Source organism: Streptomyces sp. NPDC052225 (assembly GCF_040679615.1).
In the GTDB taxonomy this organism is placed as follows: domain Bacteria; phylum Actinomycetota; class Actinomycetes; order Streptomycetales; family Streptomycetaceae; genus Streptomyces.
The window spans coordinates 34,720-53,158 of the sequence record NZ_JBFAVD010000014.1 but is presented as its reverse complement, the minus strand read 5'-3'; the positions used below and the strand labels follow the sequence as shown (position 1 = coordinate 53,158).

General features: G+C 70.5%; 17 protein-coding genes. 2 read left to right on the top strand and 15 right to left on the bottom strand.

The genetic code is table 11. From position 1 onward, the window contains the following. Positions 1-24: 24 nt before the first annotated feature. The 15 genes from ispG to AB0L37_RS21185 form a co-directional block, all read right to left on the bottom strand. Positions 25-1,191, bottom strand: coding sequence for a flavodoxin-dependent (E)-4-hydroxy-3-methylbut-2-enyl-diphosphate synthase (gene ispG / locus AB0L37_RS21255; protein WP_365507474.1), 1,167 nt, complete (start codon positions 1,189-1,191; stop codon positions 25-27). 7 nt (positions 1,192-1,198) lie between these two features. Further along, the gene (hpnH, locus tag AB0L37_RS21250) at positions 1,199-2,221 is read right to left on the bottom strand and encodes an adenosyl-hopene transferase HpnH (protein ID WP_365507472.1); all 1,023 of its coding nucleotides are present in this window, start codon (positions 2,219-2,221) and stop codon (positions 1,199-1,201) included. Positions 2,222-2,226: 5 nt separating this feature from the next. Then, positions 2,227-2,883: a 1-hydroxy-2-methyl-2-butenyl 4-diphosphate reductase gene (locus AB0L37_RS21245; RefSeq protein WP_365507469.1), complete on the bottom strand. Its 657-nt coding sequence runs from the start codon at positions 2,881-2,883 to the stop codon at positions 2,227-2,229. Beyond that, positions 2,883-4,892, bottom strand: a complete 2,010-nt coding sequence (shc, locus tag AB0L37_RS21240; protein ID WP_365507466.1) for a squalene--hopene cyclase — start codon at positions 4,890-4,892, stop codon at positions 2,883-2,885. Before shc ends, AB0L37_RS21245 begins: the two co-directional genes overlap by 1 nt. Positions 4,893-4,995: 103 nt before the next feature. Then, positions 4,996-6,090: a polyprenyl synthetase family protein gene (locus tag AB0L37_RS21235; protein WP_365507808.1), complete on the bottom strand. Its 1,095-nt coding sequence runs from the start codon at positions 6,088-6,090 to the stop codon at positions 4,996-4,998. Positions 6,091-6,134: 44 nt separating this feature from the next. Then, positions 6,135-7,568 (bottom strand): hydroxysqualene dehydroxylase HpnE, encoded by a 1,434-nt coding sequence (hpnE, locus tag AB0L37_RS21230; RefSeq protein WP_365507463.1) that lies wholly within the window; start codon positions 7,566-7,568, stop codon positions 6,135-6,137. Between the two features lie 166 nt (positions 7,569-7,734). Next, positions 7,735-8,685, bottom strand: a complete 951-nt coding sequence (gene hpnD, locus AB0L37_RS21225; protein WP_365507460.1) for a presqualene diphosphate synthase HpnD — start codon at positions 8,683-8,685, stop codon at positions 7,735-7,737. Beyond that, a complete protein-coding gene (hpnC, locus tag AB0L37_RS21220; protein ID WP_365507457.1) occupies positions 8,682-9,581 on the bottom strand; it encodes a squalene synthase HpnC in 900 nt (299 codons plus the stop codon). The genes hpnD and hpnC overlap by 4 nt, the downstream gene beginning before the upstream one ends. Positions 9,582-9,996: 415 nt before the next feature. Then, a complete protein-coding gene (locus tag AB0L37_RS21215; RefSeq protein ID WP_338702467.1) occupies positions 9,997-10,785 on the bottom strand; it encodes an ABC transporter ATP-binding protein in 789 nt (262 codons plus the stop codon). Further along, a complete protein-coding gene (locus AB0L37_RS21210; protein ID WP_365507454.1) occupies positions 10,778-11,707 on the bottom strand; it encodes an ABC transporter permease in 930 nt (309 codons plus the stop codon). Before AB0L37_RS21210 ends, AB0L37_RS21215 begins: the two co-directional genes overlap by 8 nt. A gap of 95 nt (positions 11,708-11,802) precedes the next feature. Next, positions 11,803-12,648 (bottom strand): glycosyltransferase family 2 protein, encoded by an 846-nt coding sequence (locus AB0L37_RS21205; protein ID WP_365507806.1) that lies wholly within the window; start codon positions 12,646-12,648, stop codon positions 11,803-11,805. 44 nt (positions 12,649-12,692) lie between these two features. Next, complete coding sequence (locus tag AB0L37_RS21200) at positions 12,693-13,472, bottom strand: CDP-alcohol phosphatidyltransferase family protein (RefSeq protein ID WP_365507452.1); 780 nt, start codon at positions 13,470-13,472, stop codon at positions 12,693-12,695. Further along, positions 13,450-14,517, bottom strand: coding sequence for an iron-containing alcohol dehydrogenase family protein (locus AB0L37_RS21195; RefSeq protein WP_365507449.1), 1,068 nt, complete (start codon positions 14,515-14,517; stop codon positions 13,450-13,452). The genes AB0L37_RS21200 and AB0L37_RS21195 overlap by 23 nt, the downstream gene beginning before the upstream one ends. Further along, positions 14,505-15,257 carry a phosphocholine cytidylyltransferase family protein gene (locus tag AB0L37_RS21190; RefSeq protein WP_365507446.1) on the bottom strand — a complete coding sequence of 251 codons (753 nt, stop codon included), beginning with the start codon at positions 15,255-15,257 and terminating at the stop codon, positions 14,505-14,507. Before AB0L37_RS21190 ends, AB0L37_RS21195 begins: the two co-directional genes overlap by 13 nt. Continuing rightward, positions 15,254-16,843, bottom strand: a complete 1,590-nt coding sequence (locus tag AB0L37_RS21185; RefSeq protein WP_365507443.1) for a DUF5941 domain-containing protein — start codon at positions 16,841-16,843, stop codon at positions 15,254-15,256. The genes AB0L37_RS21190 and AB0L37_RS21185 overlap by 4 nt, the downstream gene beginning before the upstream one ends. Here AB0L37_RS21185 and AB0L37_RS21180 point away from each other — a divergent pair. Both AB0L37_RS21180 and galE read left to right on the top strand, forming a co-directional pair. After that, positions 16,835-17,077: a hypothetical protein gene (locus AB0L37_RS21180; RefSeq protein WP_365507441.1), complete on the top strand. Its 243-nt coding sequence runs from the start codon at positions 16,835-16,837 to the stop codon at positions 17,075-17,077. The two genes, AB0L37_RS21185 and AB0L37_RS21180, sit on opposite strands and share 9 nt — an antisense overlap. A 211-nt stretch (positions 17,078-17,288) precedes the next feature. Next, the gene (gene galE, locus AB0L37_RS21175; protein ID WP_365507438.1) at positions 17,289-18,272 is read left to right on the top strand and encodes a UDP-glucose 4-epimerase GalE; all 984 of its coding nucleotides are present in this window, start codon (positions 17,289-17,291) and stop codon (positions 18,270-18,272) included. Positions 18,273-18,439: the final 167 nt, after the last annotated feature.

Below are 18,439 nucleotides of genomic sequence, written 5' to 3'. Positions count from 1 at the left end.
CCCTTCCCGTTCGAACTTCAGAACTCAAGCCACGGTGACGTCGGGTGCCCCCGACGCGACGCCGTCCTGCTCCATCTGCTCGGCGATCTTCATCGCCTCCTCGATGAGCGTCTCCACGATCTTCGACTCCGGGACGGTCTTGACGACCTCGCCCTTCACGAAGATCTGACCCTTGCCGTTGCCGGACGCGACGCCGAGGTCCGCCTCGCGCGCCTCACCCGGGCCGTTCACCACACATCCCATGACGGCGACGCGCAGCGGCACCTCCATGCCGTCGAGCCCGGCGCTCACCTCGTCGGCGAGCTTGTACACGTCGACCTGTGCCCGCCCGCACGACGGGCAGGAAACGATCTCCAGGCGCCGCTGGCGCAGGCCGAGCGACTCCAGGATCTGGATGCCGACCTTGACCTCCTCGGCGGGCGGCGCGGACAGCGAGACACGGATGGTGTCGCCGATGCCCTCGCTCAACAACGCCCCGAAGGCGACAGCCGACTTGATGGTCCCCTGGAAGGCGGGACCCGCCTCCGTGACCCCCAGATGCAACGGGTAGTCACACGCGGCCGCGAGCTGCCGGTACGCGTTCACCATCACCACGGGGTCGTTGTGCTTCACCGAGATCTTGATGTCCCGGAAGCCGTGCTCCTCGAAGAGCGACGCCTCCCACAGCGCCGACTCGACGAGCGCTTCCGGGGTGGCCTTGCCGTACTTCTGGAGCAGACGCCGGTCCAGGGAACCGGCGTTCACCCCGATCCGGATCGGGGTGCCCGCGTCCGAGGCGGCCCGCGCGATCTGCTTCACCTGGTCGTCGAACTTCTTGATGTTGCCTGGGTTCACGCGCACTGCCGCGCACCCGGCGTCGATTGCCGCGAACACGTACTTCGGCTGGAAGTGGATGTCCGCGATCACGGGGATCTGCGACTTGCGCGCGATCGTCGCGAGCGCGTCCGCGTCGTCCTGGGTGGGGCACGCCACGCGCACGATCTGGCAGCCGGAGGCGGTCAGTTCGGCGATCTGCTGGAGCGTGGCCCCGATGTCCGAGGTCCGCGTCGTCGTCATCGACTGCACGGACACCGGCGCGCCGCCTCCCACGGCCACCGGTCCGACCTGGATCTGACGGCTGACCCGCCGTTCGGCCAGAGGTCGGACCGGCACCTCGGGGAGGCCCAGTGAGACAGGCTCTCCGGAACTCATGGCGTCGTCACCCGCGATTCGACACGACGGTCTCGGTCATGGCCCGCAGCGACTCCTTGAGGGAGCCCATCGTGGCAAGGACCGCGGTCGGCTCGTACCCGCAGTGCGCCATGCAGTTGGCGCAGCGCTCGTCCTTGCCGCGCCCGTACGCGTCCCAGTCGGTCTTCTCGATGAGCTCCTTGTACGTGGTCACGTACCCGTCGCTCATCAGGTAGCAGGGCTTCTGCCAGCCGAAGAGCGAGTAGTTGGGGATGGCCCACGCGGTGCACGGGAAGTCGACCTTGCCCTCGAGGAAGTCGAGGAACAGGGGCGAGTGGTTGAGCCGCCAGCGCCGCCGGTTGCCGCCCGCGAAGGCCTTCTTGAACAGTTCGCGGGTCTGGGTGACGCCGAGGAAGTGCTCCTGGTCGGGCGCCTTCTCGTAGGCGTACGCGGGCGAGATCATCATCTCGTCGACCTTGAGGTCGTCATTGAGGAAGTTGAGCACCTCGATGATGGTCTGCGGGGTGTCCGTGTTGAAGAAGGTCGAGTTCGTCGTGACCCGGAAGCCGCGCCGCTTGGCCTCCTTGATCGCCTCGACGGCCTCGTCGAAGACGCCCTCCTTCGCCACGGACTCGTCGTGCCGCTCGCGCAGCCCGTCGATGTGCACCGCGAACGCGAAGTAGGGGGACGGGGTGAACTTGTCCATCTTCTTGCGCAGCAGCATCGCGTTGGTGCACAGGAAGACGTACTTCTTCCTCGCCACCAACTGCCGCACGATCTCATCGATCTGAGGGTGCATCAGGGGCTCGCCGCCGGCGATGGACACCATCGGCGCACCCGATTCGAGCACGGCGCCGACGGCCTGCGCGACGGGCATGCGCTGCTTCAGCACCCCGGCCGGGTGCTGGATCTTGCCGCAGCCCTCGCATTTGAGGTTGCACGCGAAGAGCGGTTCGAGTTCGACAATGAGCGGGAACTTGTCCCGCCTGCGGATCTTCTGTTCAGCGAGATACGTCGCAACCTTGATGGACTGACGAAGCGGCATGGCCATCTGGCTCACCTCCGGGGGAGCAGCAAAGAACGGTGCCATTCGAAAAAAGCGGGAAGGACGGCACGAAGGACGCGGAAAGCAGATAGTCCACCGCGCACCGTGCCGATCCTGACGAGTTCATGTTGCGGGGCGTCCACGACCACCCGTACGGCGGCAACCGGGCGGCCGTCGGTTCTCGCGGCCGTGCGCAGCGTGGCCGCGGACTCCATGTCGACCGCGATCGCACCGGTGGCGAGCAGGTCGCCCCGCTCGTGACCGCGTACGACGTGATCGGAACCGGTGAGCGGGCCGGTGTGCACGGTCCTGCCGGGCACCGCCCTGACCAGCTCCTTGACCAGCAGCTCCGTGCCCGCGCACGGCGTGCTGCCGTCCGCGTCCCGGGTCTCCTCGGCCACGACCAGGTCACCGGGGTGCATGCCGGGGGCGAGCCCCGCGCAGAACCCGGTGGCCACGACGGCGGCGGCGCTGAGCGCCGGGTCGCCGAGTGCGCGGGTCATGGCCCGCTCGGCGGCCCTCGGCCCCATGCCCGTACGGAGCACGGTCACGGGGGCGCTCGCCCCGGCCCGGCTGCCGGTGCGCAGGGCGAGGTGCTCGATGCCCAGCGCGCAGGCGACGAGCAGCGGGGTGGTGTCCGGCGGTCCTGTCGCCGGGTCGGCGCTCATCAGCTGCCCTTGGTCACGGCGCCGGCCTGGCCGCCGAAGGGGTCGCCGTGCACGTACCGGCCGAGCGCGGTCAGCGGGAAGACGTGCCGGTACAGGTGGTAGTTGATCGAGAAGTCCCAGGGGAAGCCGGTGCCGGTGAAGTACGGCTCGTCCCAGGTGCCGTCCTCGGTCTGGGTCTCGGCGAGGTAGGTGACGCCCCGCTCCACCGCTTTGGACTCCCGCTCGCCGGCCGACAGCAGCGCCATGAGCGCCCAGCCGGTCTGCGAGGCGGTCGAGGCGCCCTGGCCCTTCCAGTCCTCGTAGCGGTACGAGCGCAGGTCCTCGCCCCAGCCGCCGTCCTCGTTCTGCACGGACTCCAGCCAGTCGACCGCGCGCCGGACCGCCGGGTGGGAGGTGGGCAGACCGGCCGCGACGAGCGCGGGGACCACCGACCCTGTTCCGTATACGTAGTTGACGCCCCAGCGGCCGAACCAGGCGCCGTTCGCCTCCTGTTCGGCGAGCAGCCACTCGATGCCGCGGCGGGTGCGCGGATCGTGGGACATGCCCTCGATGGCGAGCATCTCCACGACGTGCCCGGTGACGTCGGCGGACGGCGGGTCGATGACCTCGCCGAAGTCGCAGAACGGCAGCCGGTTGGGGAACGGGCTGGTGTTGTCGACGTCGAAGGCGGCCCAGGCGCCGTTCTTCGACTGCATGCCGAGGTTCCAGCGCACCCCGCGCTCGATGGCCTTCTCCAGGCGCACCTTGTCGGGGTGGCGCACACGGCGCAGCGCGAGGACGACCTCGGCGGTGTCGTCGATGTCCGGGTAGTTGTCGTTGTGGAACTCGAAGGCCCAACCGCCTGGCTCCAGGCGGGGCTTGCGCACCGACCAGTCGCCTGGCCGGTCGATCTGCTCGGTGATCATCCAGTCGGCGGCCTTGACCAGCGCGGGGTGGTCGCCGGGTACCCCCGCGTCCGCCAGCGCGATGGTCGCGAGGCAGGTGTCCCAGACGGGCGACTGGCAGGCCTCGATCATCCGGGCCCCGTCCTCGCGCCACACGGCGAACCGGTCGAGGGACTCCAACCCGGCCTTGAGGACCGGGTGTTGGAGGTCGTAGCCGAGCAGGTGCAGGGCGATGACGGAGTACACGGCGGGCGGCTGGATGCCGCCCCAGCAGCCGTCGTTCTCCTGCCGCTCGATGATCCAGCGCGCGGCCGAGTTGATGGCGGCCTTGCGCAGCGGCTTCAGGGCCACCTTGTGATAGCCGTGCATCACCTTGTCGAGCCGCTGGAACGCACCGTCCCAACTCGCCACCGCCGCAAGGGGCTTGGCGGGGTTGGGATTCCTGGCGTCGGTGTGCAGCTCGTCGAGCGGGAACGGCGCGGGCCGCACCGGGCGTTTCGCGGACACGATGGTGAGCGGCACGATGGTCTGCCGCGCCCAGCATCCGAAGTCGTAGATGTTGAGCGGCATCCACTTCGGGAAGTAGATGAGCTCCGGCGGGAGTTCGGGGAGGTCGTCCCACTTCCACCAGCCGAACAGGGCCAGCCAGATCCGGGTGAAGACCCGTGCCTCGGCGATGCCGCCGCGCTCACGGATCCACGCGGAGGCCCTGGCCATGTGCGGGCTGTCGGGGGCGTCGCCGGCCAGCCGCAGGGCGACGTACGCCTCGATGGTCGTGGAGAGTTCGCCCGGTCCGCCGTAGAAGGTGGCCCAGGTGCCGTCCTCGCGCTGCTCGCCCCTGATGAAGAGGGCGGACGCTTCGGTGGTCGCCTGATCGCGGATGCCCAGGAACTGGCGCAGCAGCAGATCCTCGGCGTCCATCGTCACGTTCGTCTCGAGGTCGCCCTTCCACCAGCCCTGGGCGTCCTGCCGGGCGAGCAGGAAGTCCGTGGCGCGGTGTATGGCTCGGCCGGCGGCGCCGTGCGTCCCGGCCGCCTGCGGGGTCGTGTCGGTCGTTGGGGCAGTGGTGGCCGAGGTCGCCTGCGGGGCCGGGGCTCCGGAGCTTCCGTCGGTCGTCGCTGTCATGGCTATCCCTTCATGCAGTGGTTCATCTCTGCTGGGTAACCGTCGGCCGATGCCCTGGATGGACACCGGCCGGCGACTGCGAGTCATATGCGGCCGATAGTGATCATCTCTTTCGTACGACGACGAAGTCGGCGAGCGCCGCGAACTGGGCCCGCACCTGGTCTGACATCTGGACGGTGTCCAGCGCTTCGAGGGCGACCGTGTGCTGGCGCCGCGCTTCCTGGGCCGTCCACTCGCGCCCGCCGGCCTCTTCGATGAGGGCGGCGCGGGCGGCGAACTCCGCCTCGGAGAAGTTGTCGAAGTCGTTGTTCTTGGCGTCCGCCGCGAGCAGCTCGCCGAGCCGCTCGGAGGCCGGGCCGTCCGCGGCGAGCGCGGCGACGACGGGCAGCGACTTCTTGCGCTGACGCAGGTCGCTCCACGTCTGCTTGCCGGTGGACTGCGGGTCGCCCCAGATGCCGAGGAGGTCGTCGACGGCCTGGAAGGCGAGGCCCAGGTGGTAGCCGTACTTCTCCAGGGCGTCGGCGGTGGCGTCGTCGGCGCCGCCGAGGACCGCGCCGATGGAGGAGGCGCAGGCGAGCAGGGCGCCGGTCTTGTTGCCCTCCATCTCCAGGCACTCCACGACGCTGACGCGCTCGCGGTGCTCGTAGGAGATGTCCTGCGCCTGACCGTCGATCAGGGCGCGGGTGGCGGTGGTGAGGCGGCGGGTGGCGCGACCGGCGTCGACCGTCTCCAGTTCGAGCAGCACCTCGTTGGCGAGGGCGAACAGGGCGTCGCCGACGAGGATCGCCTGGGCGGGCCCGTGCACCTTCCAGACGGTGTCGCGGTGGCGGCGCTGCTCGTCGCCGTCCATCAGGTCGTCGTGCAGCAGCGAGAAGTTGTGCACGAGCTCGACCGCGACGGCGCCGGGGACGCCGACCTCGGGTGCGGCGCCCGCGGCCTGCGCGGAGAGCACGGCGAGGGCGGGCCTGACGGCCTTGCCGCCGTCACCGTCGGACGGGTTGCCTTCGGCGTCGATCCAGCCGAAGTGGTAGGCGGCGACGGTGTTCATGGGCGGTGCGAGGCGGTCGACCGCCTTCTTGAGCACCGGAGTGGCCAGGGTTCGGCCGCGCTCCAGAAGCGCGGTCACGTCCACCGCGTCGGCAGCCTTTTCGGCCGAGGGCACAGGTGGCACAGTCTCTCCTTGTGTAACCGGATGCACCGATGTCGTCGATGTCGGTGTTCCTGCCGTGGGAGGTTCGAGGCTCACGCCGCCTCCCGGTACAGATGGCCGCGCGGGCGGCCGAGTGCGGCGAGCGCCGCGTCCGCCGCGGACGCACCGCTGCGCACGGCGCTTTCCATGGTCGCGGGCCACCCGGTGGCGGTCCACGCGCCGGCCAGGTAGAGGCCGGGGGCATTGGTCCGGGCACCGGGGCGCAGGGCGCCGACGCCCGGGGTCGGTGCGAAGGTCGCCGTCCGCTCGCGGGTGACGAAGAAGTCGTGGATCTTCGCCCCGCGCGCGTTGGGCAGCAGCCGCTCCAGCTCCGGGAGGTAGCGCTCCCGCAGCACGGCGACGGGCTCGTCGATCTCGTCCTGCGCGGCGGACTGCGACACGGCGAGGTACTGCCCCTCGGTGAGGCCGGAGGCCTCGGTGCGGTCGAAGACCCACTGCACCGGGGAGCCGAGCGCCGTGAAGAAGGGCCGCTTGAGGACCTTGCGGTCGTAGACGACGTGCAGGTTGAGGATCGGCGCGGTGCCGATGTCGAGCAGCCGCCCCTTGTCGTCGAGCGCGCCGTCGGGCAGCAGGTCGTGCGCCTCGCGCTGTGGCACGGCGAGCACCACGGTGTCGGCGGCCAGGATCTGGCCGGAAGTGTCGGGCCCCTCGGGAACCTCGACGGCCCAACGTCCGTTCTCCGTACGGGAGATGGAGGTGACGCGTGTACGGAGCTCGGTGCGTACGCCCGCGGAGTCGAGCGCCTTGCGGGCGAGAGTGTCGTGGAGTTCACCGAGGGGCACCTGGGCCCAGCCGATGTCGGCGGCACCGGGGTCGGACAGCAGCCCGGTCTTGAACACCATGGCGGCGAGGCCGAGGGAGGCCTCCCCCGCCACCGCGTTCAGGGTCGCGACACCGACCAGGTCCCACAGCGCCTCGATGGCCCGCTGCGACTGTCCGTGCTCGGCCAGCCAGGAGCCGAAGTCCCGCTCGTCGAGCGCCGGATCGGTGAGGTCGAGGCCCTTGAGCGCGAGTGCGGCACGGCCGACGTTGGCCCGCTCGGCCAGCGTCAGATGCGGGTAGGTCGCGAGGCTCTTCGCGAGGTGCAGCGGTACGGGCAGCGCCGTGCGCCGCAGCCGTCCGAGCCGGTTCTTCTCGGCGTCGAGCACCGGCACGTCGAGACGTTCCTGCAAGGGCGCGAGCGACGCGGCGTCGATGCGGTCGAGGAACCAGCGGTAGGCGGTGCAGCAGCGCAGGTACACGTGCTGGCCGTTGTCGACGGTGAGGTCGCCGCGCTTGAAGGAGAAGGCGAGCCCGCCCAGGCGCGGCCGTCCTTCCAGGAGCGTGACGTCCGCGCCGCCGTCGGCGAGGGAGAGCGCGGCGGTGATGCCCGCGAGCCCACCGCCGACGACGACCGCGGTGGGCCGCTGCCGGGCCGCGGTGTCGTCCGCGTCGGACTCTTCGGGTGCGGTGTTCCCGTTGCTCATGCGCCCTCCCCCGAGGCGGTGCCGATGGTGCGTACGGCCGGGGTGCGGCGGGGTTCGACGGATGTGACGAACGCGCTGCCGACCGTTGCATGCAGGGACGCCGCGTCGCGGCGGAGGGTTGCCCGCCACTTCACGTTCCTCGCTGCACCGAGACCGTGGCTGCCCATCAGGCGCGCCTCCTGAGGGCGGTGCGGGAGACCGTGCGCGCGTCGAGGCCGGACAGGCCGCGCACGGCGACGTACGCCTTCTCGTGCCCGGGCAGCGAGACGCGGCCGCGCAGCACGGCCTCCGGCTCGCGCTCGATGCGGTCGAGCAGGCGCCGGTAGATGCCGGCCATGGCCGCGACACAGGCCCCCGAGCGGCGGTCGAGCAGGGGCAGCAGCTTGTAGCCCTCGGCGAACAGCGCACGGGCGCGCCGCACCTCGAAGTGCACGAGGCCCGCGAAGTCCGAACCGGGCGGCGGCGTCGGCCCGTCGAACCCGGCCGAGCAGCCGAACTTGGCGAGGTCGTCGGCGGGCAGGTACGTACGCCCGTCGGCGGCGTCCTCGCGCACGTCCCGCAGGATGTTGGTCAGTTGGAGCGCGAGCCCGAGCGTGTCCGCGTACTCGGGCGCGCGGTCGGCGCCACGCGCCCCCGGCTCCGCGCCGAACACGCCCAGCGAGACCCGCCCGATGGCGCCCGCGACACAGCGGCAGTACACCTTCAGGTCGTCCCAGGTCTCGTACGTCTCGCCGCGCAGGTCCATCAGGACGCCGTCGATGAGCTCGTCGAGCCCGCCGAGCGGGATCGGGAACCGGCCCGCGGCATGGGCGAGCGCGACGGCCACCGGGTCGGTGTCGTCCTCCTCGACCTTGCCGTTCTGGACCCGCGCGAGCAGCGCCCGGGTCTCGTCGAGCCGCTGCGCCTTGACGTCGGGCGCCAGCGTGCCGTCGCCGATGTCGTCGACACGGCGCGAGAACGCGTACACCGCCGACATGGCGCGGCGCTTCGCGGTCGGCAGCAGCCGGATCCCGTAGGCGAAGTTCCGTGCCTGTCGGCCGGTGACCGTCTCGCAGTAGCTGTATGCGGCGAGCACCGGTGCCGACATCTGCTGGTCAGACTCCACGGTTCTGCTCACCCCTCTCCTCGCAGAGTCGCTCCCACCTCGCGCAGCAGCTGGAGCTTGGTGGGTTTGGGCGGTCCAGGAAGGACGTCGTACTTGGCGGCGGTGATCGCGTGCACCGCCGCCTTCCCCCCTGCCACGAACCCGGCCAGCAGCAGCTTCAACCTGCCGTGGACGCTACCCACGAGGGGGGTGCCTTCATTCAGGAGCCCGAGGGCGCGTTCCGCTTCGAACGCGACCAGGGCACGCACCGACGCGCCCGTCGTCGCCGTGGCGAGATCCGACTCCTGTACGTGGAACTGTTTCATGTCCTCGGCGGGCAGGTAGACCCGGTCCCGCCCCAGGTCCTCGGCGACGTCCTGCAAGTGCTCGACGATCTGGAGGCCCGTGCAGACCGCGTCCGAGCGGCGGATCCGCTCGGGGGTCGCCGTGTCCGTGATCGCGAGGACGAGGCGGCCGACGGGGTTGGCGGAGAGCTCGCAGTAGGCGAGGAGGTCGTCGTACGTCTCGTAGCGCGCGACGAGTTGGTCCTGGCGGTTGGCCTGAATGAGTCCGAGGAACGGCTCGGGGGTGAGGGCGCGGCGGCGCACGGTGGGCTGCAGGGCGAGCAGCAGCGGGTGTCTGGGCGTCGAGTCGAAGACCCGGCGCAGGTCCGCCTCGAAGGCGTCGAGCATCGCGAGCCGGTCGTCGGCCCGATCGGGTGAGACGCCGAGCAGACGGGCGTCCGCGCCGCCGGGCGCGAGGTCGCCGTCACCGATGTCGTCGACGAGGCGCGCGTACCCGTAGACGGCCATGAGGTCGTCGCGCCAGGCGCGCGGCAGGAAGAAGGGGGCGACCGGGAAGTTCTCGTCGGCAGCCTTGTCCAGGGTGGCGCTCTCCGTGGTGTCGGGGCGCGGGCGGGATGCGGTCACCGGGCGCGGTCCGCTTCCGGAACGACGGCAAAAGCCCCGTGGAGCTGGAGAGTTTCCGTAGCCATTGCCGTCACGTCTCCCGTTCTACACTGCCGACCCAATACATCCTATTTCGGACACGCCGCCCGGACTTCCGCGCGGTCGGCCCGCCCCGCCGGACCGGGCGTCGCGCATTATCGCCCCACTTGCCGCGAATAGGCACCGGTACAGCTTACGTTGTACAACGATGCTCGCCACGGCGGGGTGTTCCGCACATCACAAGAACACACCGATTGGCTCCAAGATTCCTTCAGGCCAAGGAAGTTGACCCGTCCTTGACCGTGATCGGGAAATCGCTTGGCCACTACAAGCACATCGGAGGCCCCACCGATGCGACTCGGTGGAGCCTCCTATGACGCGGGCCGGAGCCGGGTGGTTACTTGCCCGTGAACTTCTCGTACTCCTTGAGTACCTCGCCCGTCGGACCGTCCATACGCAGCTCCCCGCGCTCCAGCCAGAGCACGCGGTCGCAGGTGTCGCGGATGGACTTGTTGTTGTGGCTCACCAGGAAGACCGTGCCGGCCTCCTTGCGCAGCTCCCGGATGCGGGCCTCGGAGCGCTTCTGGAACTTGCGGTCACCGGTGGCGAGCGCCTCGTCGATCATCAGCACGTCGTGGTCCTTGGCGGCCGCGATGGAGAACCGCAGCCGGGCCGCCATGCCGGACGAGTAAGTGCGCATCGGCAGCGTGATGAAGTCGCCCTTCTCGTTGATGCCCGAGAAATCGACGATGTCCTGGTAGCGCGCCTTGATCTCCTCACGGGACATGCCCATGGCGAGACCGCCGAGGATCACGTTGCGCTCGCCCGTGAGGTCGTTCATCAGGGCCGCGTTCACGCCGAGCAGCGAGGGCTGGCCGTCGGTGTAGACCTTCCCCTTCTCGGCGGGGAGCAGGCCGGCGATGGCGCGCAGCAGCGTCGACTTGCCGGAGCCGTTCGAGCCGATCAGCCCGATGGCCTCGCCGCGGTACGACGTGAAGGAGACGCCCTTGACCGCGTGCACCTTGCGCACGCCGCGCTCCTCGCCGCGCTTGAGTATGCGGCTCAGCGCCGAGGTCGCGCTGCCCTTGCCGGTCTTGGCGCCGTTGACGCGGTACACGATGTGCAGCTCGTCGGCGATGACCGTGGGAACGCGGGCGTCGGAGGGGTTCTTGTCGAGATCAGCCACGGCCGTACCGCTCCTCGGACTTCCAGAAGTAGACGAAGCCGCCGACGGCGACGAGGACGGCCCAGCCGACCGACACGGCCCAGACGTGCGGCGGCAGGTTCTCGGTGCCGTAGCCGTCGATCAGCGCGAACCGCACCAGGTCCATGTAGATGGCGGCGGGGTTCCACTGGAGCACGTCGGCGACCCACTGCGGATGGCCCTCGAGCATGATCGGGATGGAGAACATGACGCCGGACGCGTACATCCACGTACGCATCACGAACGGCATCAGCTGCGCGAGGTCGGGGGTCTTCGACCCGGCCCTGGCCATGATCAGCGCCAGGCCCGTGTTGAAGAGGAACTGCAACGCGAGGGCCGGAATGATCAGCAGCCACGACAGGCTCGGATAGCTGCCGAAGCCGATCGCCACGATGAACAGCACGATCATCGAGAACATCAGCTGCTGGAGCTGCTGGAGCGCGAAGGAGATCGGCAGCGAGGCGCGCGGGAAGTGCAGGGCGCGTACCAGGCCGAGGTTGCCGGAGATCGCCCGCACGCCCGCCATGACCGACGACTGGGTGAAGGTGAAGACGAAGACGCCGGTCACCAGGAACGGGATGAACACTTCCTGGGTCATGCCCTTTTTGGTGCCCAGGATCAAGCCGAAGATCAAGTAGTAGACGACGGCGTTGAGCAGGGGCGTCGCCACCTGCCAGACCTGGCCGAGCTTGGCCTGGCTGTACTGGGCGGTCAGCTTCGCCTGCGAGAAGGCGAGGATGAAGTGCCGCCGGCCCCACAGCTGCCGTACGTACTCGGACAGGCCGGGCCGCGCTCCGCTGACGGACAAGCCGTACTTGGCGGCGAGCTCGGCCGGGGAGAGCCCGTCGTCGGGCGACGGGGCGGCGCTCACCGCGACACCGCCGTCATGCGTTGTCTCACTCACAAGGGGAACTTTCGTCTTCAAAAGCACAGCCTGGTCGGGCATAGGCGAGGAGCCAGGGACCGGGTTCGGCCCGAATGCTCTCAGACATGAGCTTGTCAGATGACAGGAGGTCGGCCCAGTCGGGTCAGGCGCCACACCGTACGCCACTTCATCGGACGCCGAGGGCCGCACGGCGTCGTCCAGCCCTCCTTGAAACCGCCCAGCCAGGCCTTCAGGGCCGGGCCCGAGGGACGGCGGGCGAGGGTCAGCAGCAGCCACACGCCGAGGTACACGGGGACCAGGGGCGCGGGCAGGTTGCGGCGGGCCAGCCAGACCCGGTTGCGGGCCACCATGCGGTGGTACACCGCGTGCCGGGACGGGGCCGTGGTCGGGTGGTGCAGGACCATGTCGGCGCGGTAGTCGATCATCCAGCCCGCGTCGAGGGCCCGCCAGGCGAGGTCGGTCTCCTCATGGGCGTAGAAGAACTCGGCGGGCAGCGGTCCGGCCTCGGCGATGACCCGCGTACGGACGGCGTTGGCGCCGCCGAGGAAGGTCGTCACGCGCGAGGAGCGCATCGGGTCGGCGGCGCGCAGCCGCGGGACGTGGCGGCGCTGGGTCTCGCCGGTGTCCGGGTCCGCGATGCGGAAGCTGATGATGCCGAGCTTCGGGTCGGCGGCGAAGGCCTCGCGGCACAGCTCGGCCGTGTCGGTCAGCGGCAGCAGGCCGTCGTCGTCCAGGAACATCAGGATGTCGACGTCGGATCCCGACGGGCCGAACGCCTCGATGCCGACGTTGCGGCCGCCGGGGATGCCGAGGTTCTCCGGCAGCTCGACGGTGCGTACGCCGTCGGGGACATCGGGGACCGGCGAGCCGTTGCCGACCACGACCACCTCGACCGGGGCGCCGTCCTGCTTGGCGACCGAGTCGAGGAGGGCGCGCAGCTCGGCCGGCCGGTTGCCCATGGTGATGACAACCGCGCCGACCTTCAACTGCCGTGCGTCCGGGGTCACTTCAGCCTGCTCGAAGCGAGGATGGACACGAGGTGGAGCAGGGTCTGGAGGAGCGCGATGCCCGCCAGGACGGCCACGCCGAGGCGCGTGAAGAACAGGTCGCCGCGCATCTGGTCCACGATCGAGAGGACCAGGATGAGCAGCGTCGCCTCGATGCCGAGGATGAGCCGGTGGAAGTTGAGCATCGCGGCGGCCCTGCGGGCCAGCGCCATGCCGGAGGAGCGCATCTCGGACGCCGCCTCCTTGACCTGCTCCTTGCCGCTCTGCGCGCGGGCCACGGCGACCAGGTCCGTCTCGGACTTGATCAGGATGGCGCCGAGCGCGGCGAGCGTGCCGAGGAAGGCCCACAGCCAGTCGATGCGGCCCTCGCCGAACAGGTCGGCGGCGCGCAGGCCGAAGCCGACGAGCACGGCGGCGTCGGTGAGGTACGCGCCGACACGGTCCATCCAGACACCGGTCAGCGAGTACTGCTTGCGCCAGCGCGCGATCTCGCCGTCGACGCAGTCGAGCAGCAGGTACAGCTGCACCGCGACGACGCCGAGGACCGCGCCCCAGATGCCCGGGACGAGCAGCGCGGGGGCGGCCAGGACACCGCAGACGGTCATCAGGTAGGTCAGCTGGTTGGGCGTGACCTTGGTGTTCACCAGGTGGCGGTCGACACGCAGCGAGATCTCGCGCATGTAGAGCCGGCCCATCCAGTGCTCACCGCTCCTGCGGTCCTTCACCCCGGCGGGGTGAACGACCGGGCGGAGTTCAGCTACCGATGGCTTTTGCATAGTCGGCGTAGGCGTCCCTGATCTGGTCGGTGGAGAGGTCGAGGTGCTCGAGGATCGTGTAGCGGCCCGGCCGGGTCTGCGGAGCGAACTCCACGACCTTGACGAACTCGTCCACGGTGAAGCCGATCTCCTCGGGCAGCACGGGCAGACCGTGCCGGCGCAGCACCTGCGACATGTACACGGACTCGTCGTGGGCACCGCGCAGGTGCATCGCGAAGGCCGCGCCCAGGCCGCACTGCTCGCCGTGGCTGGCGGCGCGCTTGGGGTGGAGGAGGTCGAAGGCGTGGTTGATCTCGTGGCAGGCGCCGGAGGCCGGACGGGAGTCGCCCGACACGGACATGGCGATACCGGTGAGGACCAGACCCTCGGCGAGGACCTGGAGGAAGCCGTCGTCGCCGACGCCGCCCGGGTGCCGCAGCACGGCCTCGCCGGCCTGGCGGGCCATGGCGGCCGCGAGTCCGTCGATGTCCTCGCCGCGCTCCCGTGCGGCCAGCTCCCAGTCCGCGACCGCGGAGATGTTGGACAGGGCGTCGCCGATACCGGAGCGCACGAAGCGGGCCGGGGCCTCACGGATGATGTCGAGGTCGATGACGACGGCGATCGGGTTCGGTACGCCGTAGCTGCCGCGACCCGCGTCGTTGTCGAGGGTCGCGACCGGCGAGCACAGGCCGTCGTGCGACAGGTTCGTCGCGACGGCGACCAGCGGCAGGCCCACGCGCGCCGCGGCGAACTTGCCGCAGTCGATGATCTTGCCGCCGCCGAGGCCGACGATGGCGTCGTAGCGCCCCGCCTTCTTGACCTCGTCGCCCAGCTTGATCGCGTCGTCGAGCGTGCCGCCGCCGACCTCGAACCAGTCGGCCCGGGGCAGCGAGGGCTCGAGACGGGCGCGCAGGGCGGCGCCCGAGCCACCGCTGATCGCGATGGCCAGGCGCCCCGTGGACGACGAGATCCTCTGGTCGGCGAGGACGGTGGCCAGGTCGTTGAGCGCCCCCGGCCGGATGTCGACGACGACCGGCGAGGGGATGAGCCTCGTCAGTACTGGCACGCGATCTCCCGAGCCTTGGCCAGGTCGTCGTGGTTGTCGATCTCGACCCACGGCACGTCGCCGATGGGCGCGACGTCGACCTTGAAGCCGCGGTTCACGAGCTCCTGGTAGCCGTCCTCGTAGTACAGCTGCGGGTCACGCTCGTACGTGGCCTTCAGGGCGTCGGCCAGCTCGTCGGCGGCCTCGCCCTCGATGAGGGTGACGCCGATGTACTCGCCGGTGGCCTCGGAGGGCTCCATCAGCTTCGTGATCTTCTGGACGCCCTTGGCGGGGTCCACGACGACCTTCATCTCCTCGTCGCCCAGGTCCTTGACCGTGTCGAGCGCGAGGATGATCTTCTTGCCGTCGCCGCGGGCGGCGAGCAGCGTCTTCTCGACGGAGACCGGGTGCACGGTGTCGCCGTTGGCGAGGATCACCGAGTGCTTGATGGCGTCACGGCCGCACCACAGGGAGTAGGCGTTGTTCCACTTCTCGGCGACGTCGTTCTCGATCAGCGTCAGCTTCAGGCCGTACTTCGCCTCGAGCGCAGCCTTGCGCTCGTAGACGACCTCCTTGCGGTAGCCGACGATGATGCCGACCTCTTCGAGGCCGATCTCGGCGAAGTTCTTCAGGGTGAGGTCGAGGACGGAGAGCTCGTTCTCGGTTCCCTCGCCCACGACGGGCACGAGCGCCTTGGGAAGCGTCTCGGTGTAGGGGCGGAGCCGGCTGCCGGCGCCGGCGGCCAGGACGAGGCCGATCATGCGGGTTCTCCTTCATCGTGTACGGCGGGTGCTCCAGCAGAGACCCAGAAGCGGATGCTCTCGGCGAGCACCACGAGTGCCACGAACACGGCGAGGACCGTGAGCGCGACGGTGAAATCTGTCGTTGTGAACAGCGCGGCCAGGATCGTGACCACCAGCGTTCTGCCTTCGTGCCCGCCGATCGCCCGCACCAGCCAGTGCGGGGGCGCTCCGGTGCCGCCGCGAATGCGGTACACCGTGTCGTAGTGATGGTAGGCGACCGCCCCCACCAGCCCGAAAGCCGCGGGAAGCGCCTGGTCGACGTCCGAGCGGGCCGCGAGGACGAGGATCGTCAGGTACTCCGAGGCCCGGAAAACGGGGGGCACGAGCCAGTCGAGGGCGCCCTTGAGGGGGCGGGCGACGGCGAGGCCCGACGTGACGCAGTACACGGCCGCGGCCACGATCGGCCAGGGGCCGCCGACGTCCGTGAGAGCACTCACAGTGACGACGGCCACGCCGCCGAGCGCGGCGGTCACGGGGGCGGGAAGGGGCGCCTTCACCTTGCTGAACAGCTGCGCGATCGGGCCGGTGTCGGCGAGATCGGCGAGGGCCTGGGCGGCGCGGTCGGTGCGGCGGGCCTTGCGGGTGAGCGAGCGCAGCACGCGTCCCGCGGTGGTGTAGCAGGCGGCGAGCGCGCAGCCGATGAGGAGGACGACGAAGGTGACGCGCGGGGTGGTCAGCGCGGTGAGGATCGCGATCAGCGCCCAGCGTTCGCCGATCGGCAGCACTATCATCCGGCGCAGCCAGACCGTCCACCCGACGCTGTCGAGCTTGTCCGAAAGGGCCGCTGTGGGGCTGGTGTTGGCGCTCGCGTCGTGGTTCGCCTCGTTGAAGGAGAAGTCGACGATGTGGCGGCAGGACTGGAGGACCATGGCGCCGAGGGCGAGGGCCCACACGTCGTCGCCGTTCGCGTTGGCCGCGCCGAGGGCGAGACCCGCGTAGTAGGCGTACTCCTTGGCGCGGTCGAACGTCGCGTCCAGCCAGGCGCCGAGCGTCGAGTACTGCAGCGAGTAGCGGGCGAGCTGCCCGTCCGTGCAGTCGAGGACGAAGGAGAAGAGGAGCAGCAGGCCCGCGGCGACGAAGCCGGGGCGCGTGCCGGTGGCCGCGCAGCCCGCCGCGATCAGGGCGGTGAGCAGCGACGCGGTGGTGACCTGGTTCGGGGTCAGGCCGCGGCGTGCGCACCAGCGAGCGATGTAGCGGGAGTAGGGGCTGATGCAGTACGTGGTGAAGAAGCCGTCCCGCGCCTTGACCGCCGTACGCAGCCGGATCGCCTCGTCGTCGACGGCGGCGACGCGCTGGCGGGCCTCGTTGCGGGCCTGCGGGTCGGCGGGCACGTCCGCGACGAGTTCGCCGAGTTCGGGGCGGCGCACCTCGGTGCCGGCCGCCTCCAGGGACGTGGCGAGGGCGTCGGGGTGCGGGCCGCTCTCCGCGAAGGCCCGGTTCAGTGCCTGCCGTGCGGAGGGCAGCACCGAGACGGCGCCGGGGATCGCGGAGGCGGGGAAGCGGGGGTCGGTGAGGCCGAGGCGCAGGGCGTGGACATGGCCCACGAAGCCCGCGTCCACGACGGCGACCCGCCGGCCGCCGGGGACGGTGGCGAGCGCCGCTTCGGCGTCCGCCGCGTCCGGGGCGAGCCGTACGTCGAAGCCGAGCGCCCGCAGATCGCCCTCCAGGGACGACCCGGGGACCGGCTGGCCGGTGACGATGGCGGTCGACAGACGAACTCACTCCTTGGGTGCCGACGCGAGGGCGCCGGGCTCATGCACACGATGGGGGCGCCCTGAGCCCCGATTTTCCGGGGGCCGGGCGGCATGTCGGCAGAGGCTATCGGATGATGAGAAGCGGACGTTCACCGCCCGTTTACGGCCCGATTGGCCCCTGTCCCACACGGTCTGCGTAGGCCAGGCCGCCCATTCATCATTGTCGATCAAGGCCCCGGCCGACAAACCCGCGGGCGGCCGCCACCGGCCGGGGTCCGGCTTAGGGTGGTGCGTCATGACGTGGCTGATCACCGGCGGAGCCGGATACATCGGGGCACATGTGGCACGGGCGATGGCGGGCGCCGGGGAGCGCGTCGTGGTCCTCGACAACGTGACGTCGGGCGTGCCCGACCGGCTGCCCCCGGACCTTCCCCTGGTCCGCGGCTCGGCCCTGGACGCGGATCTCGTGGCCCGGGTCTGCGCCGAGCACGAGGTGACGGGCGTGGTGCACCTCGCGGCGCACAAGCAGGTCGGCGAGTCGGTCGAGAAGCCCGAGCTCTACTACCGGGAGAACGTCGGCGGGCTCGCCACGCTCCTCGAGACGGTCGCCGCCGCGGGCGTGCGCCGCTTCGTGTTCTCGTCGTCGGCCGCGGTCTACGGCAACCCCGACACCGACCTGATCACCGAGTCGACGCCGTGTGCGCCCGTGAACCCGTACGGCGAGACGAAGCTGGCCGGCGAGTGGCTGGTGCGGGCGGCGGGGCAGGCGCACGGCATGGCGACGGTCTGCCTGCGCTACTTCAACGTGGCCGGGGCCGCCGAGCCCGCCCTCGCCGACATCGGCGTCTTCAACGTGATCCCGATGGTCTTCGACCGCCTCACGCGCGGCGAGTCCCCGCGGATCTTCGGCGACGACTACCCGACGCCGGACGGCACGTGCGTACGGGACTACATCCACGTCGCGGACCTCGCGGAGGCGCACCTCGCCGCGGCCCGCCGGCTCCTGCGCCCCGACGCGAGCGGCGACCTGACCCTGAACATCGGCACCGGTCAGGGCGTCTCCGTACGCGAACTCGTGGACGTGATCGCGGACGTCTCCGGCGACCGCACGCCCACGCTCGTCGAGCCGCGCCGCCCCGGTGACGCGCCGCGCGCGGTCGCCTCCTCGGCGCTCGCCGAGAAGGAGCTCGGCTGGTCGGCGACGCGCGGGGTGCGCGAGATGGTGGAGTCGGCCTGGGCGGGGTGGTGTCTGCGACACCCCGAGGCGACGCCTGAATGATCTTTCCGGCGCCCTGACCTGCACACATGGAGTTCTTCGTTTCCGCAGGTCAGGGCATATGACAACGGTGTTCAGTGCAGTGTTTGCAGATACCCCCTCCCCGTAGTTCACTGTGATCGCCGCCCCCGACCGGGGCGGTACGGCGAACCGATACGGAGGGCGGTTTC

What these genes read in the sequence shown, in the direction of transcription:
- shc (WP_365507466.1), bottom strand. Translation starts at nt 4,892, where the DNA reads ATGACAGCGACGACCGACGGAAGCTCCGGAGCCCCGGCCCCGCAGGCG.
- hpnH (WP_365507472.1), bottom strand. Translation starts at nt 2,221, where the DNA reads ATGGCCATGCCGCTTCGTCAGTCCATCAAGGTTGCGACGTATCTCGCT.
- AB0L37_RS21190 (WP_365507446.1), bottom strand. Translation starts at nt 15,257, where the DNA reads ATGATCGGCCTCGTCCTGGCCGCCGGCGCCGGCAGCCGGCTCCGCCCC.
- ispG (WP_365507474.1), bottom strand. Translation starts at nt 1,191, where the DNA reads ATGAGTTCCGGAGAGCCTGTCTCACTGGGCCTCCCCGAGGTGCCGGTC.
- hpnE (WP_365507463.1), bottom strand. Translation starts at nt 7,568, where the DNA reads ATGAGCAACGGGAACACCGCACCCGAAGAGTCCGACGCGGACGACACC.
- galE (WP_365507438.1), top strand. Translation starts at nt 17,289, where the DNA reads ATGACGTGGCTGATCACCGGCGGAGCCGGATACATCGGGGCACATGTG.
- AB0L37_RS21205 (WP_365507806.1), bottom strand. Translation starts at nt 12,648, where the DNA reads ATGGGCAACCGGCCGGCCGAGCTGCGCGCCCTCCTCGACTCGGTCGCC.
- AB0L37_RS21180 (WP_365507441.1), top strand. Translation starts at nt 16,835, where the DNA reads ATGGCCCACGAAGCCCGCGTCCACGACGGCGACCCGCCGGCCGCCGGG.
- AB0L37_RS21245 (WP_365507469.1), bottom strand. Translation starts at nt 2,883, where the DNA reads ATGAGCGCCGACCCGGCGACAGGACCGCCGGACACCACCCCGCTGCTC.
- AB0L37_RS21200 (WP_365507452.1), bottom strand. Translation starts at nt 13,472, where the DNA reads ATGCAAAAGCCATCGGTAGCTGAACTCCGCCCGGTCGTTCACCCCGCC.